The sequence below is a fragment of the Aquabacterium sp. genome (assembly GCF_016234775.1).
GTDB lineage: Bacteria > Pseudomonadota > Gammaproteobacteria > Burkholderiales > Burkholderiaceae_C > Aquabacterium.
Genome location: NZ_JACRAH010000036.1, coordinates 130839 through 157379 on the forward strand (window position 1 = coordinate 130839; position 26541 = coordinate 157379).

The window sequence follows — 26541 nt, forward strand, 5'->3', positions numbered from 1 at the left end:
CTCATTTGTTGTCATGTGGCAACGAAAATACGCAAAAACCAGGGGCTAAAGCTGTCACGATTCTTGCTTTAAGTCCATCCGGCGGACTTTCCGTCCCACAATGAACTTCGTGGTTGGGCGCTGTTTTCAGTGTCCTCCCTGTTCAAATTTCTTGTTCATCTCATTGCTAGGAGAACTCAATGTTTGCAAAGAAGAACCTGGTGGCTGTTGCTGCCTTGCTGGCTGTCGCTGGCGCTGCCCACGCTGACGTCAAGCTGTACGGCACGATCGATGCTGGCCTGGCTTCCTTGGAAGCTGCCCACGTCAAGGGTGTCAAGGCGCGCACAACGGAAGTAACCAGCGGCTCCATGATGACCAGCTACATCGGTTTTGCCGGTTCCGAAGATCTGGGTGGCGGCCTGAAGGCTGAATTTGCCCTGGAAAGCTTCCTGAATGCCGACACCGGCAAGAATGGTCCTAACCTGGCTGGTGGCTTCTGGGGCCGTGGCTCCTGGGTTGGCCTGACCGGCAACTTCGGTCGCGTGGCGCTGGGTCAATACGATAACCCGCTGTTCACTTCTGGCTACACCTACAACCCCTTCGGCAGCTCGATGGTGGTGTCGCCCACGATGCGTCATTTCTACAGCGGTGGCGATTCCGCTGCTCTGGGTTTTGATACCGGCTTCGTGAATTCGGTGACCTATGAGTCGCCTGTGGTGTCTGGCTTCCAGGCTGTAGCTCAGTACGCCGCCAAGGAAAGCACGGCAGCTACCTCCAAGAACAGTTACGCGCTGATGGGTTCGTACAACGCCGGCCCTCTGAGCGCTGCGCTGACCTACGTCAAGGGTGGCAACACGTCTAGCGCCAACGGCACAACCACTTACACCAAGACTGCTTACACCTTGGACCAGAATGTCTGGAACCTGGGTGCCAGCTACGACTTCGGCGTGGTCAAGGGCTTTGCTCAGTACACCACGGTTAAGACGACCGGTGGTTTGGTTGTTGGCGATCTGGACGACGATGTCGATACGCCTGACACCGCCGAACTGTTCTCTGGCGCCAACGCCAAGACCAAGATCTTCCAAGTGGGCGCTTCCATCCCTGTGACTGACAAGGCCACCGTGATGGTGTCGTTCGGTCAGGCCAAGTACAAGGAAAGTGCTGACGCCGCATCTGAAAAGGATGAAGTGTTTGCCATCGGCTACGACTACACCCTGTCCAAGCGCACTGATGTGTACGCTGCCTTCATCAACAACCGTCACACTGCCCTGTCTTCGGGTCAATCGTACGCTGTTGGCATCAAGCACAACTTCTGATCGATCGCTGTCGATTTGAATCGCCCATGAAAAACGCCCCTAGCGGGGCGTGCCGTTCAAGCAAGCAAAGGCCCTTCGGGGCCTTTGTTGTTGGTAACGCGCCACCCGCAGGGGCTTGATGCGACACCGTTGCCGCTCGGGCGCGGTGCTTGATCGACAAAGATTCCCTGGCGTCTCGCGCTTTGATAATGAGCAATGTTTAATCGGCCATAGTCTCCAACACTGGCGAACCCACTCGCCAACTGGAGGCATCCGTGAAATCAGTTTCCATCAAGCTCGTGCTGGTCAGCCTGCTGGTCGCGCTGGCTGGTTTGCCATCGGTGCACGCCGCCAGCAACCCCGTTGAGCCTGGCGCCTTGGCCGCGCAGTCCCAGGCGGCCAGGGCCTTCGCGCATCGCCTGAAGGCTGGCGAGATCGCCGCCATGTCTGATGAGGACGTGGTCAAGGTGTTCAGGCAACTCCACCCCGACATCATCTCCGCCTATCTGGAGGTGGGGGCGCAACCCTATTCAGAGTATGAGTTGTGGATGCACCGTGAAGAGCGCATAGGCGGTGTGTGGCCTGACAAGCCCTTTGTGAACTACATCAAGTACCGACAAAAGCCTCGGCAGGTCTACGTCAAGTGGCTCGAAGGTGGTGCCAAGGCCGGTCAGGAAATGATTTTTGACGAAAGCAAGCGCAAGGACGAGATGTATGGCCACATCGGAGGGCTCTTCAACGTGATGTCGATCTGGACGTCCATCCACGGTGTCTTTGCGCGCAACAATTCCAACCACACGGTGGCCGATCTCGGCATACAGGCGATCTTCGATATCGTCAACGGAGAACGGGCCCTGTACCTCGCTGAAGGACAGCCCTCGCAACCTCAGCAGATCGAGGTGATGCAGGTTAATGGCACTCGTGTAGTGGCTTTGACCTGGATCGCGCCGAGCCGCAAACACTATGCCCACAAGACACGCGTTTTTCTGGAGCTCCATCAACCAATGGTGAGGGGTATTGAAGCCTGGAATGAAGCAGGCGCACAGATCGAGCGCATCATCATCGACAAGATCGTGCCAGCCAGGTTTCAGGATGCTGACTTCGACCCAGCCAACAAGGCTTACGCGTTCTGAGATATCAACTGCGCTCGAACTTGAACACCGCCGTGCTGGCCATCAGATTGGGCCAGTTGTGGACCACGTCTCCCTGGCTGTTCAGCCCGAACGACGCCAGGGTGCGCAGGCCATTCTTGCGCGCCAGTACCTCAAAGTCGGCGAAGGTCGCCACGCGGATATTGGGCGTGTTGTACCACTGGTAGGGCAGGGCCTTTGTCACCGGCATGCGGCCGCGCAGCACGCTCAGGCGGTGTTGCCAGTGCGCGAAGTTGGGGAAGCTCACCAGGCCCAGGCGGCCAATGCGCGCGGTTTCACGCAGCATGGCTTCGGTATTGCGCAGGTGTTGCAGCGTGTCGAGTTGCAGCACCACGTCGAAGCTGTTGTCTTCGAACAGGCTCAAGCCTTCTTCCAGGTTGCGCTGAATCACGTTGACACCGCGGCGCACGCACTCCAGCACCTTGGCATCATCCAGCTCCACGCCATAGCCCGTGCATTGGCGGTGGTCACGCAGATAGGCCAGCAGGGCACCGTCGCCGCAACCCAGGTCCAGCACGCGGGAGCCGGTGGGAATCAGGTCGGCAATGATCTGGTGGATGGCGCGGTCGTTGCTCATCATCTTCTCCATCACACCGCCATGTTCAAGGGCTGACCACTCGATGTGCTCAGCGCCGCGGATCGACCTCGCAGTTCCAGTGCGATGCGATCGAAATAGGCGCGGACCACATCGTGGTAGCGCGGGTCGTCGAGCAGGAAAGCGTCGTGGCCGTGAGGTGCGTCGATCTCGGCATAGCTGACGTCATGGCGGTTGTCGACCAGGGCCTTGACGATCTCGCGCGAGCGGGCCGGCGAGAAACGCCAGTCCGTCGTGAAGCTGATGACCAGGAACTTGGCCAGCGCCTTGGCCATGGCGGCCGACAATTTGCCGCCGCAGGTGCGGGCCGGGTCGAAGTAATCCAGCGCGCGCGTGATCAGCAGGTAGGTGTTGGCGTCGAAATAGTCGCTGAACTTGTCGCCCTGGTAGCGCAGGTAGCTTTCCACCTGGAACTCGATGTCCTGGGTGCTGTAGGCGGGCTCGTCACCGATGGCGCGGCCGACCATCTCACGGCCGAACTTCTCGTCCATCACGTCGTCTGACAGATAAGTGATGTGGCCGATCATGCGGGCCACGCGCAGACCACGGCGTGGCACCGCCCCATGTTCGTAGAAATGGCCGTTGTGGAAATCCGGATCGGTCACGATGGCGCGGCGCGCGACTTCGTTGAAGGCGATGTTCTGCGCAGACAGATTGGGCGCCGTGGCCACGGCCACGCAATGGCGCACGCGCTCGGGGTATTGCAATGTCCAGCTCAGGGCCTGCATGCCACCCAGGCTGCCACCCAGCACAGCGGCCAATTGGTTGATGCCCAGGCGATCCAGCACGCGGGCCTGGGCGTTGACCCAGTCTTCCACCGTCACGACGGGGAAGTCGGCGCCATAGAGCTTGCCGGTGGCAGGGTTGGTGTGCATCGGCCCGGTCGAGCCAAAGCACGAACCTGGGTTGTTGATGCCGATGACGAAGAACTTGTCGGTGTCCAGTGGTTTGCCGGGGCCGATCATGTTGTCCCACCAGCCCTGGCTTTTGGGCAGAGGCTGGCCGTTTTCGTCGGCATGCAGTCCGGCCACGTGGTGCGAGGCGTTGAGGGCGTGGCACACGAGCACCGCGTTGCTGCGGTCTTCGTTCAGCCGCCCGTAGGTCTCGTAGACCAGGGTGTAGTCGCTCAGCACCGCGCCGCTTTGCAGCGACAGGGGCGTGCCGAAGTGCATGGATGCGGGGGTGACGACCCCAAGATTGGACATGACGCTTGCAGATGGATCAGACAACAAAAAACCGGCCTCGCATGAAAGCAGGGGCCGGTTAGCAGCGCCCTCTTTAGCGGAATTTCTTGAGCGCCCGCAATCCGGACAAATCGGCGCTATGGACGCCAGTGTAGCGCCATTTCAAACCGAGCGGTGCACGGTGATATTTCACAATCTGACGGCAATTTGTCGCGTTGTGCGATGGACCGACCTGCAAGGCCGCGCCGTAGCATGGTGCAAGGGCGCGTTTGCATGTCGCCTGTTCCATAAGGAGGCCTCATGCCCAGGTGGTTGATTCGACTCAATGAACACGTGCCCATTCGCTACGGCGCCTGGGTGTTTGTGGTGCTCCTGGCCTTGGCGGGGCTCTGGCTGTGGGGCATGGACCATCACCAATATGGCTTGTGGTTGGCGGTCGTCGGCGGCTTTCTGACGCTGCTGGGCATCAAGGACATGCGCCAGACCAGTCGCTCGGTGCTGCGCAACTACCCGGTGATCGGCCACATGCGCTACCTGCTGGAATTTGTGCGCCCGGAGTTGCGTCAGTACTTCATCGAGAGTGACAACGAGGCAGCGCCATTTTCGCGACAGCAGCGCTCTTTGGTCTACCAGCGCGCCAAGGGCGAGTCCGACAAACGGCCGTTCGGCACCCAGCGAGATGTGGGCGCCGTCGGCTATGAGTGGATCAGCCATTCCATGGTACCCACGGCCATCGGCAGCGAAGACTTCCGCGTCACCATTGGCGCGGGTGGTTCATCCTGCACGCAGCCTTACAGCGCGAGCGTTTTCAACATTTCGGCCATGAGTTTTGGTGCGCTGAGCGCCAACGCCGTGCTGGCGCTGAATGCCGGGGCGAAGAAGGGCCGTTTTGCGCATGACACCGGAGAGGGCTCGATCAGCCGCTATCACCGGGAGCCCGGTGGCGATCTGATCTGGGAGATCGGTTCGGGCTATTTCGGTTGCCGCAATGAAGACGGCCAGTTCGACGAAACGAAATTCATCGCCAACGCGCGCGAGCCTCAGGTCAAGATGATCGAGCTCAAATTGAGCCAGGGTGCCAAGCCCGGCCATGGTGGCGTGCTGCCAGGGCCGAAGGTGACGCCCGAGATTGCCGAAACGCGGGGCGTGCCGGTGGGCAAGGATTGTGTGTCGCCGGCCAGCCATTCGGCATTCTCCTCGCCCATCGAGATGATGCGTTTCATCGAGCGCCTGCGCCAGCTATCGGGCGGCAAGCCGGTGGGCTTCAAATTCTGCGTGGGCCACGTCTGGGAGTGGTTCGCCATCGCCAAGGCCATGCGCGAGACCGGCATCTGGCCGGACTTCATCGTGGTGGATGGGGCCGAAGGGGGCACGGGCGCCGCGCCGCTGGAGTTCACCGACCATGTCGGGGCACCGCTGCAGGAAGGGCTTTTGCTGGTTCACAACACGCTGGTTGGCCTGGGCGAGCGCCATCGCGTCAAGATCGGTTGCGCGGGCAAGGTGATCAGCGCGTTCGACATCGCCCGCATGATGGCGCTGGGCGCCGACTGGTGCAATTCGGCACGGGGCTTCATGTTCGCGTTGGGTTGCATCCAGGCGCAAAGCTGCCACACAGGCGAGTGCCCCACGGGCGTGACCTCACAGGATCCGATGCGCCAGCGTGCACTGGTGGTGCCAGACAAGGCCGAGCGTGTCTACCGTTTCCACCACAACACCTTGCATGCCCTGCAGGAACTGGTGCAGGCCGCTGGCTTGCATCACCCCAATGACATCACTGCCGATCACATATTGCGGCGGGTGTCGGGGTTCGAAGTGGGGCGCCTGGCCAATTTGCTGCCGTACATGAAGCCCGGTGAATTGCTGGCGGCCGAGCGCGGCGAAGCGCCTTGGCGCCAGACCGGGTTCGAGCAGTACTGGCAACGCGCACGCGCCGACTCGTTCGAGCCGGCGGACGGCGTGCACTGAGGCCGAGGCCGATCAGGCCTTCGGCGGGGCGGTGTCGATGAAGCTTGGGCGCTGCATCAGTTTTTCATGCAGCTTGCCCAGATTGGGGTAATCGTTGCGCCAGTCGATCTCCGGGAAGCGGAAATCGAGGTAACCCAGCGCACAGCCCACGGCGATATCAGCCAGGCTGTGGTGGTTGCCGGTGCACCAGGGGCGGTCGCCCAGGCCCAGACTCATGGCCTTGACGCTGGCGTGCACCTTGTCGAGTTGGCGATCGATCCAGGCCTGGCTGCGTTGAGCCTCTGTGCGGCCGGCCCACGTTTGTTCCATGCGGGCGAGGATGGCGGCATCCAGCAACCCGTCGGCCAGGGCCTCCCAGGTGCGCACCTCCACGCGTTCACGGCCGCTCAGGGGGATGAGCTTGCCGACGGGGGAGAGCGTGTCCACGTATTCCACGATGACGCGCGAGTCAAAAATAGCCTCGCCGCCCTCCATGACCAGGCAAGGCACCTTGCCCAGCGGGTTGGACGCCATGATCGTTGAGTCAGCCGACCAGACGTCCTCGATGTCGAACTTGTAGTCGAGCTTCTTCTCGGCCAGCACGACCCGAACTTTGCGGACAAAGGGGCTGGTCAGGGATCCGATCAGTTTCATTCTGTGTTTGATGTGTGTTTGGGCCCATTTTAGCCACCGACTGCGGCTTGACGTGCACGTAAGGCTTCCGGGAGGTCGACCCACCCAATCAGGGGGAGTTCCGGGGCCCCAGGTGGTTCTAAATCGTTACATTTGATGCTGAAATGAACAATTCCGGCGCCCGCTCAGCAGTACGCGTCATCCGGCTGGATCCGTTCGCCCCCAAACAAGCTGTCTCGCCTCCCGCGCGAACGGTGGACGAACTCGAGCCCGAATGGTCGAGCCTGCCTCCAGTTGCCTGGCCCGATCCCATCGGGTCGGCTCGGTTGCGTGCGCCTGTCTTGCCGCCTGATCCCGACGAGGAGGGGCTGGATGCGCTGGGGGATGAGGGTGTGCTGACGGAGCCTTCGAGCATGGGGTTTGGTGCCTCGTTCGGTGCGACGGCAGGTGCCCCGACCAGTCATGCTTCAGGTGCCGCGCCCGGGAAGATGCCTCGTCTGCCCAATGGTGTGGTGACATCCTGGCCGCTGCGGTTCCACGGTGAGCCCGAAGGCTATGCTCGGGTGTGGCTGCGCAACTTGTTGATGATGTTGTTGACGGCCGGCCTTTATCTACCCTGGGCTCGGGTGCGCAGTCAGCGCTACCTGATGCGCCATACCAGGGTGGCCGGGCACGTGCTGGACTATCACGAGCCGCCGGGCAACCTGCTGCCTCGCTATGTACTCAGTGCGGCCTTGATCCTGGGTGTCATGGGTGCCTGGGCCGGAGGCTCCACGATGGCGGGCATGCTGGCTTTGTCGCTGGCACTGGCGGTCTGGCCTTTGCTGGTGTTCATGAGCCTCACGCACCGCATGGCCCACCTGAGCTGGGCGCATCGGCGGCTGGCCTTCGATGGCACTTGTCAGCAGATCTACCGGGCGATGTGGGCGCCCCTGTTTGGTGGCGGAGCGGTGGCCTGGCTGCTGATGGCAGCCGTCATCGTGCGCAGTCCTGGCAACTGGGTGGCCTGGGGGGCGGCGCTGGCCTTGTGGGTGCTGGCCATGCCGGCCTTTGTGTGGACCTGGTACGTGTTTCGCCAGCGGCATCTGCGTCTGGGGCCCCTGCATCTGCTGTGGAAGGCGAGCAAGCCCGCCGTGATGATGATGTTTCTGCGCACGCTGGTGTGGGCCATGCTGGCCACGGTGTTCAGCCTGGGCGTGGCGGCCATGGTGCTGGCGGCCGTGCTGGTCATGCGCGGCAAGCTCAATTTGACGATCGAGCGTGGTTTGTTGCTGGCTGCGGCCCTGGCCGTGTGCGCCGCAGTGCAGCCCTATGCCCAGGCGCGCTTGCAGAACCTGGTGTGGAACAAGTCTGGCAACCGCTACCTGCGGTTTCGCAGCAAGTTGTCTGTCGCCGATTTTGTGATGCTGCAATGCAAGCATGCCTTGCTGCTGGTCCTGACGCTGGGCTTGTACTGGCCTTGGGCGGTGATCGCCACGCGTCGCATGCGGGCGCAATCGCTCACGATCTGGTCTCGGGTGGATGCCGACGTGCTGAAGGCGCATTGGCCCGTGTATGAAGGCCCGAACACCAGTCAAATCGCGAGTGCGAGATTGCGTGCCATGGGCGCCGGGTCGAGAAGTACCTATTGATGGCCTTGCTGGCAGTAAAATGGCAGGTTCGCCCGCGAATCTGTAACCCGTCTCGGACCTTTGCCCATGAACCAGTCTGCTTTTTCCGCCTTGACCGCCTTATCGCCGCTGGACGGCCGCTATGCCGCCAAGGTCGCCACGCTGCGCCCCTTGCTGTCCGAGTTCGGCCTGATGCACCGCCGCGTGCAGGTTGAAGTCGAGTGGTTCATCGCCCTGTCTGACGCCGGCCTGCCCGAGTTCCCCTCGCTGTCGGAGGCCTCCCGCGGTTACCTGCGTGGCCTGGTGGCCCGCTTTTCCGAGGCAGATGCCCAGTCCATCAAGGACATCGAAAAGACCACCAACCACGATGTGAAAGCCGTCGAGTACTGGCTCAAGCAACGTTTTGCCAATCACCCCGAGCTGGAAAAGACCGGCGAGTTCGTGCACTTCGCCTGCACCTCGGAAGACATCAACAACACCAGCCACGGCCTGATGCTCAAGGCTGCCCGTGAGCAGGTGATCCTGCCCGCCATCGACGGCCTGATCGGCACGCTCAGCGGCCTGGCCCACAACATGGCCGAGATCCCCATGCTGAGCCGCACGCACGGCCAGACGGCTTCCCCCACCACCGTGGGCAAGGAAATCGCCAACGTGGTGGCCCGCCTGGCCACGGCCCGCGCCCGCATCGCCGACGTTAAGCTGCTGGCCAAGATGAACGGTGCCGTGGGCAACTACAACGCCCATCTGTCGGCCTATCCTGACAAGGACTGGGAAGCCTTCAGCCAGTCGGTCATCGAGAACCAACTGGGCCTGACCTTCAACCCCTACACCATCCAGATCGAGCCGCACGACTACATGGCCGAGCTGTTTGATGCCGTCACGCGCACCAACACCATCCTGATCGACTGGTCGCGCGATGTGTGGGGCTACATCAGCCTGGGCTACTTCAAGCAGAAGACCAAGGCTGGCGAAATCGGCTCGTCCACGATGCCGCACAAGGTCAATCCGATCGACTTCGAGAATGCCGAAGGCAACTTCGGCCTGGCCAACGCCGTGCTGACGCACCTGAGCCAGAAGCTGCCGATCAGCCGCTGGCAGCGCGACCTGACCGATTCCACCGTGCTGCGCAACATGGGCGTGGCCCTGGGTTACGCCCTGCTGGCGTATGACAGCCTGGCACGTGGCCTGGGCAAGCTGGAAGTCAACCCGCAAGCCCTGGCTGACGACCTCGACAACTCGTGGGAAGTGCTGGCCGAGCCCATCCAGACGGTGATGCGCCGTTACGCCTTGCCCAACCCCTACGAGCGCCTCAAGGAGCTGACCCGCGGCAAGGCCATCACCCGCGAGTCCATCCAGGCCTTCATCGAGACGCTCGAGTTGCCTGAAGCAGAGAAGGCGCGTCTGATGCAGATGACGCCTGGTAACTACATCGGCAAGGCGGTGGAGCTGGCCAAGCGCGTCTGAACCCGCTGATGAGCGCCTTGTCGCTCACTTGAAGTGGCCCGCGATCCGTTTGTGCAGCTTGCACACGTGATTGGCGGGCCATTTCCGCCATGGGCTTTGCCCCTAAGGTAAGGCTGCTTCAGCCCCTACCGCTAGGGATGCGCACTCGGCCCGTCATTCCTACATTGGTGACTCCTGCTTTTCAGCTATCCAAAACGGAGTATCACCATGCGCTTTCCCCTGTCTGCCTTGACCCTCGGCGTCAGCCTCTTGCTGGCTCAAGCCGCTCAGGCTGTGTCTTTGACCGAGCCCGTTTCGCCCGCCAACTTTGCCGATACCGACTTGAACGGCACCACGGCTGCGGCACGCCCGGAACTGGCCGGCACCGTCCTGGAAGATGTCGTCACGCCGTTCAGCTTCAGCGGCGTGACTGGCACCGTGCAGAACCGGGTGGTGCGTGAAACCGGCACCGGTACGCTGGATTTCTACTGGAAGGTCGATGTGGACGCCTCTACAACCGGGCTGGGTGTGAGCGCCTTCCGTCTGGCTGATTTTGGCTACGCCAACCTCAAGGATGCCGACTGGCGCATCGATGGCCTGGGCAACCGTGCGCCGGATGCGGCGCGCTTGTTCAACCCGGCGCCCTATCCGACAGGCGCCGTCAATTTCCTGTTTTTCAACGGTATCGCCCCTGGCAGCCAATCCAACTTCTTCTTCCTGCGCACCGATGCCACGGCCTACGACAGCACGGCCAAGTTTGATTTGCTGACCACCGGCCCGCAAAACCTCTCCGGCAGCTTCTCGACCTTTGCGCCCAGTGCCGTGCCAGAGCCCTCTACCTATGGCCTGCTGGGTGGTGGTTTGCTGGTGATGGGTGGTGTGCTGCGCCGCCGTCGTTCGGCCTGAAATGCAGCGTGACGGGGTTTCGGATTCTGCCCTGAGGGCTTGAGCCGGTAAAATTGGCGAATGAACTTCACCGACCAGCTCGCGCAAGCTCAGCGCCAGAACGATTCCCTGCTTTGTGTGGGCCTGGACCCCGAGCCGTCCAGGTTCCCCGGTGCCTGGAAGGGCCAGAGCGACCGCATCTATGATTTCTGCGCGGCCATCGTGGACGCCACCAAAGATCTGGTCTGTGCCTTCAAGCCTCAGATTGCCTATTTTGCGGCCCACCGTGCTGAAGACCAACTGGAGCGCCTGATGGCGCACATGCGCCGTGTGGCGCCTTACGTGCCCGTGATTCTGGACGCCAAGCGCGGAGACATCGGCAGCACGGCCGAGCAATATGCCCATGAAGCCTTCGATCGTTATCAGGCCGATGCCGTGACGCTCTCGCCCTTCATGGGTTTTGACACCATGCAGCCCTTCCTGAAGTACCCGGGCAAGGGCGTGATCCTGCTGTGCCGCACGTCCAACCCTGGTGGTTCGGATCTGCAGAACCTGCGTCTGGCCGATGTGCCCGGCCAGCCCCGCGTGTACGAACACATCGCCGCGCAGGCGCAAGGCCCCTGGAACACCAACGGCCACATGGGCCTGGTGGTGGGCGCGACCTTCCCCGAAGAGATTGCCCGCGTGCGCGAACTGGCTCCGACCCTGCCTTTGCTGATTCCCGGCGTGGGCGCGCAAGGTGGCGACGCCGTGGCCACCGTCAAGGCGGGCCTGAAGAGGGATGCCAGTGGCGCGGTCACCGGCACCATCATCGTCAACAGTTCGCGTGCCGTGCTGTACGCCTCCAGCGGCGAGGACTTCGCCAGTGCCGCCCGCAAGGTGGCGCAGGACACCCGCCTGGCCTTGAACGCCGCGCGCTGATACGAGTGATGCAGTCAGCCTGACATCGATGGTGCGTCAGCCCATGTCAGACTAGGGCATGTTCCTCTTCAGGCTGTTGCTCAAGAACGCGTTCAGGTATCGCCTGCGCGCCTTGCTGACCATGATCGGTCTGATCGTGGCCATCTCGGCATTCGGCCTGCTGCGCACCATTGTCGATGCCTGGTATGCGGGCGTCGACGGCACCTCCAGCACCCGCCTGGTCACGCGCAGCTCCATCTCGCTGACCTTTCCCCTGCCGCTGAACTACGCCGAGCGCATCCGCGCTGTCGATGGCGTCAGCGGCATCTCCTGGGCCAACTGGTTCGGCGGCATCTACATCACCGAGCGCAACTTCTTTGCGCAGTTTGCGGTGGACCCACCCACCTACCTGGCGCTGTACCCGGAGTTCGTCCTCAGCGACCAGGAAAAGGCCGAGTTCTTCCGTGATCGCAAAGGCTGCGTGGTGGGCCGCAAGCTGGCGCGCAAATTCGGCTGGAAGGTGGGCGACACCATTGCCTTGCGCGGCACCATCTACCCAGGCACCTGGAGCTTCACCATCCGCGGCATCTACCAGGGCAAGGATGCCAAGACCGATGAGCAACAGATGTTCATCCACTGGAAGCTGCTGGCCGAGACCATCCGTGCGCGCATGGGCGCACAGGCTGATCATGTCGGCGTGTATGTGGTGGGCATCCACAACCCGGATGACGCGCCGGCCGTGTCGCAACGTATCGATGCGCTGTTCAAGAACTCGCTGGCCGAGACCATGACCGAAACCGAGAAGGCCTTTCAGCTGGGTTTCGTGTCCATGAGCGAGGCCATCCTGATGGCCGTGCAGGCCGTGAGCTTCATCATCATCCTGATCATCATGGCCGTGATGGCCAACACGATGACGATGACCGCGCGTGAGCGTCTGGCCGAGTACGCCACGCTCAAAGCCTTGGGCTTTCCACCGGCGTTTGTGGTCAAGCTGCTGTTTGGCGAGAGCCTGCTGATCGCGCTCATTGGCGGCTTGATTGGCATGGCCGTGACCTTCCCCTTGGCGAAGGCCTTTGTGAATGCAGCTGGCACGCTGTTTCCGATCTTCAATGTGTCGGCACTCACGATCAGCCTGCAGTTGCTGGCCAGCTTGGTGGTGGGCACGGTGGCGGCGGCCTGGCCGGCCTGGAAGATGTCGCGCATCGACATTGTGCAAGGCCTTCGTCACGTTGCCTGACAATTTCCCCCCGATGTGGTGATGTTTCGAGCGGGGATTTGTCGATATCCTCGTCAGAAATTCAAACAAACATTCAGGGAACGAGCCAGCGGCGTTTACGCGCACGCCTGGCCTTGCGCATGGCGCTGTCGATTTACCAACTCAAACCCCGTTTCCAGGCATTGCTGCGGCCGTTGGTGGTGCTTCTGGCCCGCCAGGGCGTGACCGCCAACCAGGTGACGGTGATGGCCTGCCTGGTGTCCGTGGCCTTGGGGCTGGCGCTGCACGTGCTGGCGCTTCCCAGAGCCTGGTTTGCCTTGATTCCCCTGTGGATGCTGTTGCGCATGGCGTTCAATGCCGTGGATGGCATGCTGGCCCGTGAGCATGGGCAGCAGTCGGTGCTGGGGGCGTACCTCAACGAGCTGACGGATGTCCTGTCCGACGCGGCCTTGTATCTGCCATTCGCGAGCGTGAGGCCCTTCGATCCGTTCTGGGTTGGTGTCGTGGTGTTGCTGGCGGCCTTGTCCGAGATGGCCGGCATGCTGGGTGGCGCCGTAGGTGGCGTGCGCCAGTACGACGGGCCCATGGGCAAGAGCGACCGTGCGTTCGTGTTCGGTTGCCTGGGTTTGCTGGTCGCGCTTGGCGCACAGGGCAAGGATCTTCCTGCTGGCTGGGCCCCGCTTGCCTGGGTTCTGCCGTTGGTGGCCTTGCTCACAGCCTGGTCCATCCGTAATCGCATTCAATCAGGGATTCAGTACGTTCATGAGCGCCGTTCTTGACATGGTCGGTGAGGCGCAGCCCTTGCCTCGCCCGCATAGCGAACACTTTTTTTCAACCCATGATGGCCAGCGCCTGTTCTACCGCTACTGGCCGGCTGCAAGCGGGCGGCCCAGGGGCACCGTGGTGCTGTTTCACCGGGGCCATGAGCACAGCGGCCGGATGGCCCATCTGGTGGATGAACTGAACCTGCCCGATATGGCCTTTGTCGCCTGGGATGCACGGGGGCATGGACGCTCGCCCGGGCCGCGCGGGTTCAGCCCCAGCTTCTCGACCTCGGTGCGCGATATCCAGACCTTCATGGATCACCTGCATGTTCAGCACGATGTGCGCCTGCAGGATGTGCACGTGGTGGCGCAAAGTGTGGGGGCCGTGCTGGTGTCGACCTGGGTGCACGACTACGCCCCGCGCATTCGCGGCATGACGCTGGCTTCGCCTGCCTTCAAGGTCAAGCTGTACGTGCCTTTTGCGCGCACGGGCATTCGTTTGTGGCAGAGCCTGGCCGGCTCTTTCTATGTCAACAGCTATGTCAAGGCCAGGTTCCTGACGCATGACCCCGAACGTATCGCCAGCTACGACGTTGATCCGCTGGTCGCGCGGCCCATCGCCTCGCACATCCTGCTGGGCCTGTATGACGCCGCCGAACGTGTGGTGGCGGATGCCGCAGCCATCACGGTGCCGACCCAGCTTCTCGTCTCGGGTGCCGACTGGGTTGTGCATAAGGGGCCACAGCAAGCCTTTTTCGAGCGGCTGGGCAGCCCCATCAAGACCATGCAGGAGCTGCCCGGCTTCTACCATGACACCCTGGGTGAGCGCGATCGTGCGCCGGCCGTGGCCAGCATCCGCGAATTCATCGAGAAGCGCTTTGCCATGCGCAGCTTTGCGCCGGTTGATGTGCGCATGGCCCATCGCCAGGGTGCCACTTTCGACGAGGCCCAAGCCTTGGCCAGGCCTTTGTCGCCGTGGTCGCCGCGGGGTGCTTATTGGGCGATGACGCGACTGGGCTTGCGCCTGGGCGGCTTGTTCTCGCGGGGGATCCGCCTGGGGCATGAAACCGGCTTCGACTCCGGCAGTACGCTCGATTACGTCTATCGCCATCAGCCCGCGGGCATGGGGCCGTTGGGCCGCCTGGTGGACAAGGTGTACCTCGAATCGATCGGCTGGCGTGGCATTCGGGTGCGCAAGCTGCATGTGCAGGCATTGCTGGACCAGGCCATGCAATATGTGCGCAATCAGGGCATGCCTGTTCGCGTGCTGGACATCGCAGCCGGGCATGGGCGCTACGTGCTGGATGCGGTGGCCTCATCGGCGGTGAAGCCCGAGTCCATCGAATTGCGTGACTACAGCGACATCAACGTGCGGGATGGCGCCGCCTTGATCAAGGCGCGTGGCCTGGATCAGGTGGCCCGCTTCATCAAAGGCGATGCGTTTGACCGCGCATCACTGTCGTCCACGCAGCCTGCGCCGACGGTTGCCGTGGTGTCCGGCTTGTATGAGCTGTTTCCCGACAATGATCAGGTCGGCGCGTCTCTGGCCGGTCTGGCCGACGCCTTGCCTGAGGGTGCCTGCCTGGTCTACACAGGGCAGCCCTGGCATCCGCAACTGGAAATGATTGCCCGGGCCCTGACGAGTCACAGACAAGGCCAGGCCTGGGTGATGCGCCGACGTTCGCAGCAGGAGATGGATCAACTGGTGGAGGCCGCAGGTTTTCGCAAGGTGACGCAGCGCATCGACGAGTGGGGCATCTTCACCGTGTCGATGGCGGTGCGGGTGAGGGCGGCCAATTGAGGCCTCTGGATCAGTTGGCGCCCGTGTGGCGGCCAGGTTTGCTGGCCCTGCTGGTGCTGGCACCGCTGTTCTTCATCAGCTATGGGGCGGCCAACCACTGGTCTGCGTCGCAGGCCCATGTAGGGAGCATCGTGTTTGCCTGGGAGGCGCACATCCCCTTGCTGCCTTGGACCATCCTGCCGTACTGGTCCATTGATCTGTTTTACGGGCTCTCCCTGCTGCTGGCCGACAGTGCCGCGGTGCTGCGCCGGCAGGTGGGGCGATTGTTGACAGCGCAGGCGCTTTGCGTTGCGTGTTTCTACATCTGGCCTTTGCGCTTTTCAACGGCGCGCCCCGCGCTGTCTGGTTGGGAAGGGCAGTTGTTTGATGCCCTGGCCGGTTTTGATCTTCCTTACAACCAGGCACCGTCCCTGCACATCGTGCTGTTGATGATCCTGTGGGACTTCTATCGGCGGCGTGTGGGTGCTTGGGCCTTGATGCTGGTGCATGCCTGGAGTGCCTTGATCGGCATATCGGTGCTGACCACCTATCAGCATCATGCGATCGACGTGCCGACTGGCATCCTGGCCGGCGCGTTGTGTATGTGGCTGTGGCCGCTGGATGGGCCAACGCCCTGGCAGCGTTGGCGACAGGATGGCGTGCGGCACGATCTGGCGCTGTGCTACGCGCTGGCCGCCGTTCTCTTGTCTGTCGGTGCTGTGGCGCTAGGGGCGAGCTGGAGCCCTGTAGCCTGGGGCCTGTGGTGGCCTGCCGCGGCCATGCTGATGGTGGCGCTGGCCTATGCAGGCCTTGGGCATGGCGTGTTCCAGAAGCAGGTTTCAGGGCGTCATGCGATAGCGGCGCGCATCCTGTTGGCGCCATATCGCTGGATGGCCTGGTTCAACGCACGTTGCTGGACCTGGCGCCTGCCTGCCAGCGTGGAGGTTTGCGATGGCGTGTGGCTGGGCCGTCTGCCTTTGCCATGGGAGCGGGACCACACCCATTTTGAACAGGTGCTGGATGTCACGGCCGAGCTGGCTTGTGCGCATGCCGGTGTGGTGTCGGTGCCCATGCTGGATCTGCTGGTTCCCTTGCCGTCGCGCTTGCATGAAGCAGCCGGGCATTTGATGGCGTGCCGGGGCAACAGGCCTGGGCCGGTCCTGGTGTGCTGTGCGCTCGGCTTTTCGCGCAGCGCGGCCGTGGTGCTGACCTGGCTTTGCCTCAGTGGCCGGGCCCGCTCACTGGACCAGGCTGTGGCCATGCTTCGTCAGAAGCGCCCTCAGGTGGTCTTGTCAGCGGCCTTGTTGAGCGCGGTCGACGCCGCGATCAGTTTGCAGCCATCCGTGGCATACCACGATCTGCCGACGTCCAATGCGTTGAAGGGGGCTCGTGCATGACGCCCATGGCCTGGTCTGACTCCGAGCGCGCAGACAGCGCCATGTGCGCGGCCTTGCTCCACACCGGTGTGATCTGGTGGGGTGCGAGCAGCCTCATCCAGCTCTATTTGCTGGTGTTCTTCTGCACCAGCGGGCACTGGGGAGGTCTCTTGTTGAGCGTCCTGATCTGGTCGGGTGCAACCTGGATGGCCGTTCGCGTGCGGCTGGATGCCCTGTTGTTCGATCAGTTGGCCCGTTTTGATGGTCCCTGGCGAGATGCATCCAGCCTGGATGGCGCATTGGAAGGTGTGCTGGCCGTGAAGCGGCCACCTGCTGGCGCCGAGCGGGGCATGTCCGCGCGCATCGCCGGTGCCAGGCGTTTGTATCGCCTGCTGGTGGCCTTGTGTCTCGTGCATGGTGCTTGCCTGTTGTACGAGTGTCTGCGGCAGTCGTTTGGCTGGGGACGATGACATGATGGTGTTGATGCAATGGGCGCAGCGCGTGCTGGCCTGGCTGGTGGGCGAAGCGCTGCTGTTCGGCTCGAGAGCCTGGACAGGTGTGCGGCCTTTGTGGATTGGCGCCGCACCCCGATTACGCCAGCGCGTGTACTTTGCCAATCACGGCAGCCATGGCGATTTCGTGATGATCTGGGCCAGCCTTCCACCATCGCTGCGTGTGGCAACACGACCGGTGGCCGGGCAGGACTACTGGCTGGCTTCAGCGATGCGTCGGTTTGCTGCCTCCATGGTGTTCAGGGCCTTGCTCATCAACCGCCATCCGCAGGCAGGTGAGCCTTCACCGGTCGATCAGATGGCCCAGACCTTGTCTGCCGGCGAGTCGCTCATCCTGTTTCCCGAGGGGACCCGCAATACCACCGAGGCGACCTTGCTGCCATTCAAGAGCGGGCTGTATCACTTGAGCCGTCACAAGCCGGATGTCGAGTTCGTGCCTGTGTGGGTCGATAACATCCGCCGGGTCATGCCCAAAGGCGAGCTGATCCCTGTGCCCTTGGTGTGTACGGTGAGCTTTGGTGCGCCGCTGTCCCTGGATCCGCATGAGGGCAAGGAGGCTTTTCTGCAAAGGGCTCGCGATGCCGTCTTGTCGTTGCGGCCTGTCGAAAGTATCGGGAATTGAGCATGAATGCCGCTTTGTTGCATGACCAGGGCACACGCTGGTTGTTCATTGGCACGCTCTGTGTGCTGTTGCTGGCCTCTTTGGTAGGTGGGCTGTTGAAGTGGCGCCTGGCCAAAGGTCAGCCGCATGGCGTCATTGACAACCTCAACAGCCGCATCAAGGCCTGGTGGGTGATGGTCTTGCTGATCGGCGTGTCCTTTGCCTTCGGCAAGACCGGCGTGATCGTGCTGTTCGCTTTCATGTCGTTTGCCGCCTTGCGCGAGTACATCACCCTTGCCTATACGCGCTCCGGTGACCACATGGCCCTGGTCCTGATGTTCTATGTGGCCTTGCCCATGCAGTACTTCCTGATCGGAATCGAGTGGTATGGCCTGTTCTCGATCTTCATTCCCGTGCATGTCTTCCTGGTGCTGCCGATTCTGGCCAGCCTCCGAGGTGACACCACGCGCTTTCTGGAGCGCACGGCCAAGATGCAGTGGGGCCTGATGATCTGTGTGTTCTGTGTCTCGCATGTGCCGGCCTTGCTGACCCTCAACATACCAGGCTACCAGGGGCGCCATTTGCTCCTGATCGCCTATCTGATCGCGGTGGTGCAGGGCAGTGATGTGCTGCAGTACGTATGGGGCAAGTTGCTGGGGCGCCGCAAGGTGGCGCCCGAGTTGTCTCCCTCCAAGACAGTGGAAGGGCTGATCGGTGGCGTGGTCTCGGCGACCCTGCTGGGCGCGGCCATGTATGGCATCACACCCTTCACGCCATGGCAGTCCGCGCTCATCGCGCTGGCCATCTGCCTGATGGGTTTCCTGGGGGGCTTGGTGATGTCTGCGATCAAGCGTGATCGCGGCGTCAAGGATTGGGGCACGATGATTGAAGGCCACGGCGGGATGTTGGACCGCCTGGATTCCGTGGTGTTTGCGGCCCCGATGTTTTTTCACGTGGTCCGTTTCTGGTGGGTACCCTGATGCGCCGTTCGCGACAATCTTCTGCCGTGCTGCCTTTGTGGGCCAAACTGGCTTACACCGCTTTTGTGGCCGTTCTGGTGCCGCATTACTGGCAGGCTTATGGCCCGACCAACTTCCTGTACTTTTGCGACATCGCCTTGCTGATGACCTGCGTGGCGATGTGGACGGAGTCGGCTTTGCTGGCTTCTGCCTGCGCAGTGGGGATTTTGCTGCCCCAACTGTTGTGGATGATCGACTTCGTGGCGACAGCCATGGGCATGCCTGTCACCGGCATGACGGGCTACATGTTCCAGGATGCGATCCCGTTGTTCGCTCGCTTCCTGTCGTTCTTCCACTTCTGGCTGCCTATCGTGCTGTTGTGGCTGGTCTTGCGATTGGGTTATGACCGACGTGGCCTGTGGTTGTGGTGGGTGGTGGCCTGGGCCGCCATGTGGGTGTCTTACCTGTTTCTGCCCATGCCGCCGGCCCCAGTGCATGAGCCGGGCTTGCCGGTCAACGTCAACTATGTGTTTGGCATCAATGACCGAGGGCCTCAGACCTGGATGCCCAAGGCCGCCTTCTTTGCGCTGATGCTGGCGGCACTCCCCGCAGTCATCTGGGTGCCTACGCATATGGTTCTGGCCCGGGCGGTTCGTCTTCGCGATTGAGCCTGACGCATTGGAGGCGGGGAGGGGCGTCGTGCGGCGCCGAGCGGGCACAATGGGGCATGGCCGCCATGCGTATCGTTCCGTTCAGCTATATCGCACGCAATCTATGGGTGCGGCGCGTGACCACGCTGCTGACCGCTGGCGGCATGGGGCTGGTGGTCTACGTGTTCGCCACCGTGCTGATGATGAGCGAAGGCATTCGCGCCACCCTGGTGGCCACCGGGCAGCCTGACAACGTGATGGTGCTGCGCAAGGGCGCAGGTGCCGAGATCAACTCCGGGATCACGCGCGGGCAGGCCTCCGTCATCGAGAGCCTGCAAGGCATTGCGGTGGATGGCAGCGGGCGTCGCCTGATATCCAAGGAACCGGTGGTGCTCAACACCTTGCCCAAGCGTGCCTCGGGCAAGCCCAGCAACGTGACGGTGCGCGGCACCTCGGCCACCGGCATGGCCTTGCGGCCGCAGGTGCAGTTGTTTGCCGGGCGCATGTTCCGGCCCGGTACGAGTGAGATCGTCACGGGCAAGGCCGTGGCCAGGGGCTTTGCCGGGGCTGGGCTGGGTGAGACCATGCGCTTTGCCGGTCGTGACTGGAAGGTGGTGGGCGTGTTCGACGCCGGGCGCAGCGGTTTCGACTCGGAAGTGTGGGGCGACAGCGAGCAGATGATGCAGGCGTTTCGCCGCCAGGCTTATTCCAGCGTCGTGTTCAAGCTGACGAACCCTGCCACGTTCGAGCAGGTCAGGCAAGCACTGGAAGACGACCCTCGCCTGACGCTGGAAGCCAAGCGCGAAACCATTTTTTATGCCGAGCAATCGGAGGCGCTGGCCACCTTCATCCGCTTGCTGGGCCTGGCCTTGTCCATCATCTTTTCGATCGGGGCCGTGGTCGGCGCCATGATCACGATGTTCGCAGCCGTGGCCTCGCGCATTGGCGAGATCGGCACCTTGCGTGCCCTGGGCTTTCGGCGCACGGCCGTGCTGTCGGCCTTCATGAGCGAGTCGCTGCTGTTGTCATTTGTAGGCGGCGTCATGGGCCTGGGGGCTGCGGCCTTGATGCAGACCGTCAACATCTCGACGGTCAACTTCCAGACCTTTTCCGAGCTGGCGTTCCAGTTCACACTCACACCACGCATTGCCATGCAGTCGATCAGCTTTGCGCTGGCCATGGGCTTTGTCGGGGGCTTCATCCCTGCCTGGCGCGCGGCGCGCATGAAGATCGTGGATTGCCTGCGTCAGGCATGATGACGCGGCGCCTCATCCCCTAAGGAGACACCCATGCATTTGTGCAGTTATGAAGTCGATGGCCAGGTTCAAGTCGGTCTGGTGCACGGCTCCGGCATCGTCAACCTGAGCAAGGCCTTGGCGGGCGAACTGTCGGGGCACCAGCCCATGATCGACCTGATCACGCGTTGGTCGGCATTGAAAGATCGCGTGGCCATGCTGCTGGATGCGCCGGCCGATGTGACGGTCGACCAGGTGCACCTGCTGGCACCCGTGCCGCGCCCCGGCAAGTCGCTGGCCATCGGTCTGAACTACCTTGAACACGTCAACGAGAACATCATTGGCGAGAGCCGCACCGTGCCGGATCACCAGATCTGGTTCCCCAAGCTGGCCAATGCCATCAACGGGCCGTTCGACCCCATCGTGCTGCCCCGTATTTCCAAAATGACGGATTACGAGGCCGAGATGGTGACCATCATCGGGCAACGTTGCCGCCACGTGCCGCGTGAGCGTGCCAGCGAGGTGGTGTTCGGTTACTGCGTGGGTAACGACGTGTCGGTGCGCGACATCCAGAAGCGCACCTCGCAATGGACCTTGGGCAAGTCGTTTGACACGCATGCGCCGTTTGGCCCCTGGATCACCACCGCTGACGAAGTGGGCGACCCGCATGGCCTGGAGATCCAGTGTCTGGTCAATGGCGAGGTGCGCCAGCACAGCAACACGCGCCTGATGATCCACAAGGTGTGGGATCAGATCGCGCAATTGAGCCAGGTGATGACGCTGGAGCCGGGTGATGTGATCTTCACGGGCACCTGCAGCGGCGTGGGGGCTGCCTTCAACCCGCCGAAGTTCCTGAAGGCCGGTGACACGGTGCGCGTCGAGATCGAAAGCCTGGGTGCCATCGTGGCGCGTTGTGTGGACGAGGATGACGACAGCGCCGAAGGCTGATGGCGCCTTGATCTGATCAGGCGCTGGTCTGCACCGGCGCTTCCAGTGACTGGATCACCGCCTGCACGAACTCGGTCACCGTGGGCGTGAGCTCGCTCAGGCGATGGGCCTCACCCCGCTCGATGGCCTGCAGGATCAACTCGTTGATGCCGCCGATCACGGCGGTGGCCATGGTGGGCGTCAAAGGGCGCTTGTGGGGCTCGACCGTGCGGAAGGCCTCGACCTGCATGATCAGGAACTGACCAAAGCGTTCGCCCATGCGTCGGCGCAGGGCCAGGCCTTCAGCGCCGATGGTCATCAGCTCGATGTACATGGCCCGCATCACGGCCGTCTGGCTTTCCAGGCTGCTCAGGTAGGCATGGGTCACGTTGCGCAACTGCGTGATCCAGTCTTCGTCGAACCGGTAGTTGGCGGCGATCAGGGCCAGGGTCTGATCACACAGTCGCTCGCCCAGGGCCAGCAGGCAGGCTTCCTTGCTGGCGAACTGCTCGTAGAAGGTACGCTTGGAGACGCGTGCCTTGGCCACGATGTCGGCGATGGTGATCTCGGCAAAGGCTTGCGTCTGCAAGGCGTCCGCCAGCCCGTCCAGCAGGCGCTGACGGTGCTCGGTGGCGGCAGCTAGCGCCGCTTTGGATGACGAAGAAACCTTGTCCATGAATGAGGGGTGATTAGGCCATATGTCGCATTTGGTACTTGACGGTACCAGTTGCTTTGGTTATCTTTGCGGCAGTTTGGTACTGAACGGTACCGGAAACGTTACCCATTTCGCTTTCAAGTGTCCATACCTACCGAGGAGAGATTTCATGGTTTCAGAGAAGTTGATGATGGGATGGCGCCCGTTCGCCGTGGCGATGGCGGCAGGCCTGCTCGTATCGGCAGGTGGTGCGGCGCACGCGCAGCCCGCTGGTGCCGCCAGGCCCTATACCGTGGTCAACGCCAGCTTCGCCTGCCAGCAGACCACCTGTGATGCCGAACTCTGGTTGCCCGTGCAGGCGGCCAACGCCCCCAAGCCACCGGTGATCATCATGGCCCACGGTTTTGGCGGCCTGAAGGATTGGGGCTTGCAGCCCTTCGCCGAGCGCTTCGTGAAGGCCGGCTTCGCCGTGGTGCGATTTGACTACCGCGGCTTCGGCAAGAGTGGTGGTCAGCCCCGTCGTGTGGTGGACGGCAAGGAGCACGTCAAGGATTGGTTGTCTGCCATCGACAACATCAGCCAGCGCGCTGACGTGGACGGCCAGCGCCTGGGCATCTGGGGCACGTCCTACAGCGGCGGGCAGGTGCTGGTGGCCGGTGCAGAGCGCCCGGCCGTGGTCAAGGCCGTGAGCGCGCAGGTGCCCTTTGTGAGCGGCTTCTCCAGCAGCCTGCGTTTCCCCATCAAGTATCAGCCGCTGGCTGGCTGGTATGCCTTGCGCGACATGATGCGCAGCGACAAGGAAGAGCCTCTGTACGTGCCCACCATCGCCAAGGGCGAGTTTTCTGCCCTGATCTGCGACGAGTGCAACGAGGGCTACAAGAAGCTGGTGCCGGCAGGTGTGGGTGAAGAAGAGAACAAGGTGGCTGCACGTGTGTTCATGAGCCTGCCATTCTTCTCTCCAGGCAGCCGCGCCAAGGATATCAAGGCCCCCACGCTGATCGTGGCGGCCGAGAACGATGGCCTGATCCCGGTGGGCAAGGTGCGTGACGTGGCCAAGGAGCTGGTCAAGGGCGAGTACGTCGAACTCAAGGGGGCGGATCACTTCTCGCCCTACACCGGCCCCCTGTTCGAGCAGGTGGTGGCCAAACAGACGGCTTTCTTCCAGAAGAACCTGATGGGGCAGTAAAGGGCTGCACACGCCCAGCATGCCTGTCAGCGCCTGAGTGAGCGGTAGCGCCAGAGAGCGAAGCCGACGTATCATGATCGGTTGCCTTTTTGCCGAGGGCTTGACTCAGGTCGGGCCCTCTTCTTGCTCAGATCCGCCGATGTCCCGCCCCGCCTCTCCCGACGCTACCGCCAAGCCCGCATCTCGACCCAGGGGCGACAACCCCTTGATCCAGATCCGAGGGGCCCGCACCCACAATCTGAAAAACATCGACCTGGATCTGCCTCGCCACCAGTTGGTGGTGATCACCGGCCTGTCCGGCTCGGGCAAATCCAGTCTGGCCTTCGACACGCTGTATGCAGAAGGCCAGCGCCGCTATGTCGAAAGCCTGAGCGCCTATGCGCGCCAGTTCCTGCAGTTGATGGACAAGCCCGATGTGGATGTCATCGAAGGCCTGTCGCCTGCGATCAGCATCGAGCAGAAGGCCACCAGCCACAACCCGCGCTCCACCGTGGGCACGGTCACCGAGATCCACGACTACCTGCGCCTGCTGTATGCCCGCGCCGGTACCCCGTTCTGCCCCGATCACCACGTGCCGCTGCAGGCACAAAGCGTCAGCCAGATGGTGGACATGGTGCTGGGCCTGCCCGAAGACACCAAGCTGATGGTGCTGGCGCCTGTGGTGCGCGATCGCAAGGGCGAGCACGCCGAGCTGTTTGCCGACATGCAGGCGCAAGGCTATGTGCGCTTTCGCATCAACGGCGAGATCGTGGAAGCGGCCGATCTCAAGCCCCTGGTCAAGAACGAAAAGCATGACATCGACGTGGTCGTGGACCGTCTCAAGGTCAAGCCCGACATGCAGCAGCGCCTGGCCGAAAGCTTTGAAGCCGCCTTGCGCCTGGCTGATGGTCGCGCGCTGGCTTTCGAGATGGACACGGGCACCGAGCACCTGTGCTCGGCCAAGTTCGCCTGCCCCGTGTGCAGCTATTCGCTGGCCGAGCTGGAGCCGCGGCTCTTCTCGTTCAACTCACCCGTGGGCGCCTGCCCGACCTGTGATGGCCTGGGCCATGTGATCGCCTTTGATCCCCAGCGTGTGGTGGGCTTCCCCTCCTTGAGTCTGGCCAGTGGTGCCGTGAAGGGTTGGGACCGTCGCAACCCCTACACCTACAGCCTGATCGAATGCTTGGGCAAGCACTATGGCGTCGACATGGAGCAGCCTTTCGAGGAGCTGCCTGCCCATGTGCAACAGGTGGTGCTGTACGGTTCGGGCGAAGAAGAGATCGAGTTCGTCTACGAAGCGGATGGCCCGTCGGGCAAGAAGCGCAAGGTCAAGCGCACGCATGCGTTCGAGGGCATCATCCCCAACTTCGAGCGCCGCTTCAAGGAGACCGACTCCGCTGCCGTGCGCGAAGAACTGGCCCGCTATCAGCAGCCCAAGGCCTGCCCTGATTGCCACGGCACGCGCCTGCGCACCGAGGCTCGCAACGTGAAATTGCTGGACGCCAACACGGGTGAGACCCGCGCCATCTTCGAGATCGCGCACGCCACCCTGGCCGAAGCACACCACTACTTCGAGCACCTGCATCTGCAAGGCGCCAAGGCCGAGATCGCCTCCAAGGTGGTCAGCGAAATCCGCTCGCGCCTGCGCTTCCTCAATGATGTGGGCCTGAACTACCTCAGCCTGGATCGCAGTGCCGACACGCTATCGGGCGGTGAGGCGCAGCGCATTCGCCTGGCCTCGCAGATCGGCTCCGGCTTGACGGGCGTGATGTACGTGCTCGACGAGCCCAGCATCGGCCTGCACCAGCGCGACAACGACCGCCTCATCGGCACGCTGCAGCATCTGCGTGACCTGGGCAACAGCGTCATCGTGGTCGAGCACGATGAAGACATGATCCGCGCCGCTGACCACGTGGTGGACATGGGGCCGGGTGCTGGCGTGCATGGCGGCAAGGTGCTGGCGCAAGGCCGTCCGGCCGACATCATGGGCAACCCAGACAGCCTCACAGGCCAGTACCTGGCGCGCGCCTTGCGCATCGAGGTGCCGACCAAGCGCCATGCCTTCACCAAGGACACGCCACGACTGCGTGTGGTCAACGCCCGCGGTCACAACCTCAAGGGCGTGACCGTGGAAGTCCCTGTGGGCCTGCTGACCTGTGTGACCGGTGTGTCCGGCTCCGGCAAGTCCACCCTGGTCAACGACACCCTGTATGCCGCCGTGGCCAAGAAGCTCTACCAGAGCCACACCGAGCCCGAGCCGCATGACGAGATCGAAGGCCTGGAGCTGTTCGACAAGGTCATCAACGTGGACCAGTCGCCCATTGGCCGCACACCGCGCAGCAATCCCGCCACCTACACGGGCCTGTTCACACCGATCCGCGAGCTGATGGCCGATGTGCCGGCGGCACGTGAGCGCGGCTACAACGCCGGGCGCTTCTCTTTCAACGTGGCCGGTGGCCGCTGTGAAGCCTGTCAGGGTGATGGCGTGCTCAAGGTCGAGATGCACTTCCTGCCCGATGTGTACGTGCCGTGCGACGTGTGCCACGGCAAGCGCTACAACCGCGAGACGCTGGAGATCCTGTACAAGGGCAAGAACATCCACGAGATCCTGGACCTGACCGTGGAGGCCGCACTGGCCTTCTTCAGTGCCGTGCCCTCGATCGCACGCAAGCTGCAGACGCTGATGGATGTGGGCCTGGGCTATATCCGCCTGGGGCAGGCCGCCACGACCTTGTCAGGCGGTGAAGCGCAGCGTGTCAAACTGGCGCTGGAGCTCTCCAAGCGCGACACGGGCCGCACGCTCTACATCCTGGATGAGCCCACCACTGGCTTGCACTTTCACGACATCGCCTTGCTGCTCAAGGTGCTGCATCAACTGCGTGATGCCGGCAACACCATCGTGATCATCGAGCACAACCTGGACGTCATCAAGACGGCCGACTGGTTGATCGACATGGGCCCAGAAGGGGGCTCAGGTGGCGGGCAGATGTTGGTGGCCGGTACGCCGGATGACATTGCCGGGCACGCCAGTAGTCACACCGGCCGTTACCTCAAGGCCTTGCTGGGCGAGGTCTGAGTTCGA

General features: G+C 62.6%; 23 protein-coding genes and 1 riboswitch. Of the genes, 19 read left to right on the forward strand and 4 right to left on the reverse strand.

Features of this window, described 5'->3' with window-relative positions; all coding sequences use genetic code 11:
• Nucleotides 1–179 precede the first annotated feature (179 nt).
• Nucleotides 180–1295 carry a porin gene (locus HY836_RS10725; RefSeq protein ID WP_290676141.1) on the forward strand — a complete coding sequence of 372 codons (1116 nt, stop codon included), beginning with the start codon at nt 180–182 and terminating at the stop codon, nt 1293–1295.
• Nucleotides 1296–1549: 254 nt separating this feature from the next.
• Nucleotides 1550–2407, forward strand: coding sequence for a DUF1571 domain-containing protein (locus HY836_RS10730; protein ID WP_290676142.1), 858 nt, complete (start codon nt 1550–1552; stop codon nt 2405–2407).
• Nucleotides 2408–2411: 4 nt separating this feature from the next.
• Here HY836_RS10730 and metW read toward each other — a convergent pair whose 3' ends face one another.
• Both metW and HY836_RS10740 read right to left on the reverse strand, forming a co-directional pair.
• Complete coding sequence (gene metW / locus HY836_RS10735) at nt 2412–3002, reverse strand: methionine biosynthesis protein MetW (RefSeq protein ID WP_290676143.1); 591 nt, start codon at nt 3000–3002, stop codon at nt 2412–2414.
• A gap of 11 nt (nt 3003–3013) precedes the next feature.
• Nucleotides 3014–4225 (reverse strand): homoserine O-acetyltransferase, encoded by a 1212-nt coding sequence (locus tag HY836_RS10740; RefSeq protein ID WP_290676144.1) that lies wholly within the window; start codon nt 4223–4225, stop codon nt 3014–3016.
• A gap of 52 nt (nt 4226–4277) precedes the next feature.
• Nucleotides 4278–4352, reverse strand: a riboswitch (SAM riboswitch).
• 152 nt (nt 4353–4504) lie between these two features.
• On the opposite strand from HY836_RS10740, the gene HY836_RS10745 reads away from it, so the two are divergent.
• Complete coding sequence (locus HY836_RS10745; RefSeq protein ID WP_290676145.1) at nt 4505–6169, forward strand: FMN-binding glutamate synthase family protein; 1665 nt, start codon at nt 4505–4507, stop codon at nt 6167–6169.
• 12 nt (nt 6170–6181) lie between these two features.
• Here the strand turns inward: HY836_RS10745 and HY836_RS10750 are convergent, their stop codons facing one another.
• Nucleotides 6182–6802 (reverse strand): glutathione S-transferase N-terminal domain-containing protein, encoded by a 621-nt coding sequence (locus HY836_RS10750; protein ID WP_290676146.1) that lies wholly within the window; start codon nt 6800–6802, stop codon nt 6182–6184.
• A gap of 143 nt (nt 6803–6945) precedes the next feature.
• Between HY836_RS10750 and HY836_RS10755 the strand changes: the two genes are divergently transcribed.
• From HY836_RS10755 to HY836_RS10820, 14 genes are all read left to right on the forward strand, one after another.
• The gene (locus HY836_RS10755; protein ID WP_290676147.1) at nt 6946–8412 is read left to right on the forward strand and encodes a DUF898 family protein; all 1467 of its coding nucleotides are present in this window, start codon (nt 6946–6948) and stop codon (nt 8410–8412) included.
• Nucleotides 8413–8478: 66 nt separating this feature from the next.
• Nucleotides 8479–9855 carry an adenylosuccinate lyase gene (purB, locus tag HY836_RS10760; RefSeq protein ID WP_290676148.1) on the forward strand — a complete coding sequence of 459 codons (1377 nt, stop codon included), beginning with the start codon at nt 8479–8481 and terminating at the stop codon, nt 9853–9855.
• A 207-nt stretch (nt 9856–10062) separates the two neighbouring features.
• Nucleotides 10063–10740 carry a PEP-CTERM sorting domain-containing protein gene (locus HY836_RS10765; protein WP_290676149.1) on the forward strand — a complete coding sequence of 226 codons (678 nt, stop codon included), beginning with the start codon at nt 10063–10065 and terminating at the stop codon, nt 10738–10740.
• Nucleotides 10741–10800: 60 nt separating this feature from the next.
• Nucleotides 10801–11640, forward strand: coding sequence for an orotidine-5'-phosphate decarboxylase (gene pyrF, locus HY836_RS10770; RefSeq protein WP_290676150.1), 840 nt, complete (start codon nt 10801–10803; stop codon nt 11638–11640).
• A gap of 58 nt (nt 11641–11698) precedes the next feature.
• Entirely contained in the window at nt 11699–12856 is a 1158-nt protein-coding gene (locus HY836_RS10775; RefSeq protein ID WP_290676151.1) for an FtsX-like permease family protein, read from the forward strand.
• A gap of 119 nt (nt 12857–12975) precedes the next feature.
• The gene (locus HY836_RS10780; protein WP_290676152.1) at nt 12976–13614 is read left to right on the forward strand and encodes a CDP-alcohol phosphatidyltransferase family protein; all 639 of its coding nucleotides are present in this window, start codon (nt 12976–12978) and stop codon (nt 13612–13614) included.
• 1 nt (nt 13615) lies between these two features.
• Nucleotides 13616–15400: a bifunctional alpha/beta hydrolase/class I SAM-dependent methyltransferase gene (locus tag HY836_RS10785; protein ID WP_290676233.1), complete on the forward strand. Its 1785-nt coding sequence runs from the start codon at nt 13616–13618 to the stop codon at nt 15398–15400.
• A complete protein-coding gene (locus HY836_RS10790) occupies nt 15349–16776 on the forward strand; it encodes a phosphatase PAP2/dual specificity phosphatase family protein (protein WP_290676153.1) in 1428 nt (475 codons plus the stop codon). The genes HY836_RS10785 and HY836_RS10790 overlap by 52 nt, the downstream gene beginning before the upstream one ends.
• A gap of 5 nt (nt 16777–16781) precedes the next feature.
• Nucleotides 16782–17225, forward strand: coding sequence for a hypothetical protein (locus HY836_RS10795; RefSeq protein WP_290676154.1), 444 nt, complete (start codon nt 16782–16784; stop codon nt 17223–17225).
• A 1-nt stretch (nt 17226) separates the two neighbouring features.
• A complete protein-coding gene (locus tag HY836_RS10800) occupies nt 17227–17889 on the forward strand; it encodes a 1-acyl-sn-glycerol-3-phosphate acyltransferase (RefSeq protein WP_290676155.1) in 663 nt (220 codons plus the stop codon).
• A gap of 2 nt (nt 17890–17891) precedes the next feature.
• Complete coding sequence (locus tag HY836_RS10805) at nt 17892–18848, forward strand: phosphatidate cytidylyltransferase (RefSeq protein ID WP_290676156.1); 957 nt, start codon at nt 17892–17894, stop codon at nt 18846–18848.
• Complete coding sequence (locus HY836_RS10810; protein WP_290676157.1) at nt 18848–19495, forward strand: hypothetical protein; 648 nt, start codon at nt 18848–18850, stop codon at nt 19493–19495. Before HY836_RS10805 ends, HY836_RS10810 begins: the two co-directional genes overlap by 1 nt.
• 68 nt (nt 19496–19563) lie before the next feature.
• Nucleotides 19564–20733, forward strand: a complete 1170-nt coding sequence (locus HY836_RS10815) for an ABC transporter permease (RefSeq protein ID WP_290676234.1) — start codon at nt 19564–19566, stop codon at nt 20731–20733.
• 33 nt (nt 20734–20766) lie between these two features.
• Nucleotides 20767–21660: a fumarylacetoacetate hydrolase family protein gene (locus tag HY836_RS10820; protein WP_290676158.1), complete on the forward strand. Its 894-nt coding sequence runs from the start codon at nt 20767–20769 to the stop codon at nt 21658–21660.
• A gap of 16 nt (nt 21661–21676) precedes the next feature.
• On the opposite strand, the gene HY836_RS10825 is transcribed toward HY836_RS10820, so the two are convergent.
• Entirely contained in the window at nt 21677–22315 is a 639-nt protein-coding gene (locus tag HY836_RS10825) for a TetR/AcrR family transcriptional regulator (RefSeq protein ID WP_290676159.1), read from the reverse strand.
• 148 nt (nt 22316–22463) lie between these two features.
• On the opposite strand from HY836_RS10825, the gene HY836_RS10830 reads away from it, so the two are divergent.
• Both HY836_RS10830 and uvrA read left to right on the forward strand, forming a co-directional pair.
• On the forward strand, nt 22464–23480 hold the full coding sequence (locus HY836_RS10830) for an alpha/beta fold hydrolase (protein WP_290676160.1): 1017 nt from the start codon (nt 22464–22466) through the stop codon (nt 23478–23480).
• Between the two features lie 139 nt (nt 23481–23619).
• Entirely contained in the window at nt 23620–26535 is a 2916-nt protein-coding gene (gene uvrA / locus HY836_RS10835) for an excinuclease ABC subunit UvrA (protein WP_290676161.1), read from the forward strand.
• Nucleotides 26536–26541: the final 6 nt, after the last annotated feature.

Bases quoted from the DNA above. Each gene is read 5' to 3' on its own strand.
- HY836_RS10725 (WP_290676141.1), top strand. From the start codon at position 180: ATGTTTGCAAAGAAGAACCTGGTGGCTGTTGCTGCCTTGCTGGCTGTC.
- metW (WP_290676143.1), bottom strand. From the start codon at position 3,002: ATGAGCAACGACCGCGCCATCCACCAGATCATTGCCGACCTGATTCCC.
- HY836_RS10740 (WP_290676144.1), bottom strand. From the start codon at position 4,225: ATGTCCAATCTTGGGGTCGTCACCCCCGCATCCATGCACTTCGGCACG.
- HY836_RS10745 (WP_290676145.1), top strand. From the start codon at position 4,505: ATGCCCAGGTGGTTGATTCGACTCAATGAACACGTGCCCATTCGCTAC.
- HY836_RS10750 (WP_290676146.1), bottom strand. From the start codon at position 6,802: ATGAAACTGATCGGATCCCTGACCAGCCCCTTTGTCCGCAAAGTTCGG.
- HY836_RS10755 (WP_290676147.1), top strand. From the start codon at position 6,946: ATGAACAATTCCGGCGCCCGCTCAGCAGTACGCGTCATCCGGCTGGAT.
- purB (WP_290676148.1), top strand. From the start codon at position 8,479: ATGAACCAGTCTGCTTTTTCCGCCTTGACCGCCTTATCGCCGCTGGAC.
- HY836_RS10765 (WP_290676149.1), top strand. From the start codon at position 10,063: ATGCGCTTTCCCCTGTCTGCCTTGACCCTCGGCGTCAGCCTCTTGCTG.
- pyrF (WP_290676150.1), top strand. From the start codon at position 10,801: ATGAACTTCACCGACCAGCTCGCGCAAGCTCAGCGCCAGAACGATTCC.
- HY836_RS10775 (WP_290676151.1), top strand. From the start codon at position 11,699: ATGTTCCTCTTCAGGCTGTTGCTCAAGAACGCGTTCAGGTATCGCCTG.
- HY836_RS10780 (WP_290676152.1), top strand. From the start codon at position 12,976: ATGGCGCTGTCGATTTACCAACTCAAACCCCGTTTCCAGGCATTGCTG.
- HY836_RS10785 (WP_290676233.1), top strand. From the start codon at position 13,616: ATGGTCGGTGAGGCGCAGCCCTTGCCTCGCCCGCATAGCGAACACTTT.
- HY836_RS10795 (WP_290676154.1), top strand. From the start codon at position 16,782: ATGGCCTGGTCTGACTCCGAGCGCGCAGACAGCGCCATGTGCGCGGCC.
- HY836_RS10800 (WP_290676155.1), top strand. From the start codon at position 17,227: ATGATGGTGTTGATGCAATGGGCGCAGCGCGTGCTGGCCTGGCTGGTG.
- HY836_RS10805 (WP_290676156.1), top strand. From the start codon at position 17,892: ATGAATGCCGCTTTGTTGCATGACCAGGGCACACGCTGGTTGTTCATT.
- HY836_RS10810 (WP_290676157.1), top strand. From the start codon at position 18,848: ATGCGCCGTTCGCGACAATCTTCTGCCGTGCTGCCTTTGTGGGCCAAA.
- HY836_RS10815 (WP_290676234.1), top strand. From the start codon at position 19,564: ATGCGTATCGTTCCGTTCAGCTATATCGCACGCAATCTATGGGTGCGG.
- HY836_RS10820 (WP_290676158.1), top strand. From the start codon at position 20,767: ATGCATTTGTGCAGTTATGAAGTCGATGGCCAGGTTCAAGTCGGTCTG.
- HY836_RS10825 (WP_290676159.1), bottom strand. From the start codon at position 22,315: ATGGACAAGGTTTCTTCGTCATCCAAAGCGGCGCTAGCTGCCGCCACC.
- HY836_RS10830 (WP_290676160.1), top strand. From the start codon at position 22,464: ATGGTTTCAGAGAAGTTGATGATGGGATGGCGCCCGTTCGCCGTGGCG.
- uvrA (WP_290676161.1), top strand. From the start codon at position 23,620: ATGTCCCGCCCCGCCTCTCCCGACGCTACCGCCAAGCCCGCATCTCGA.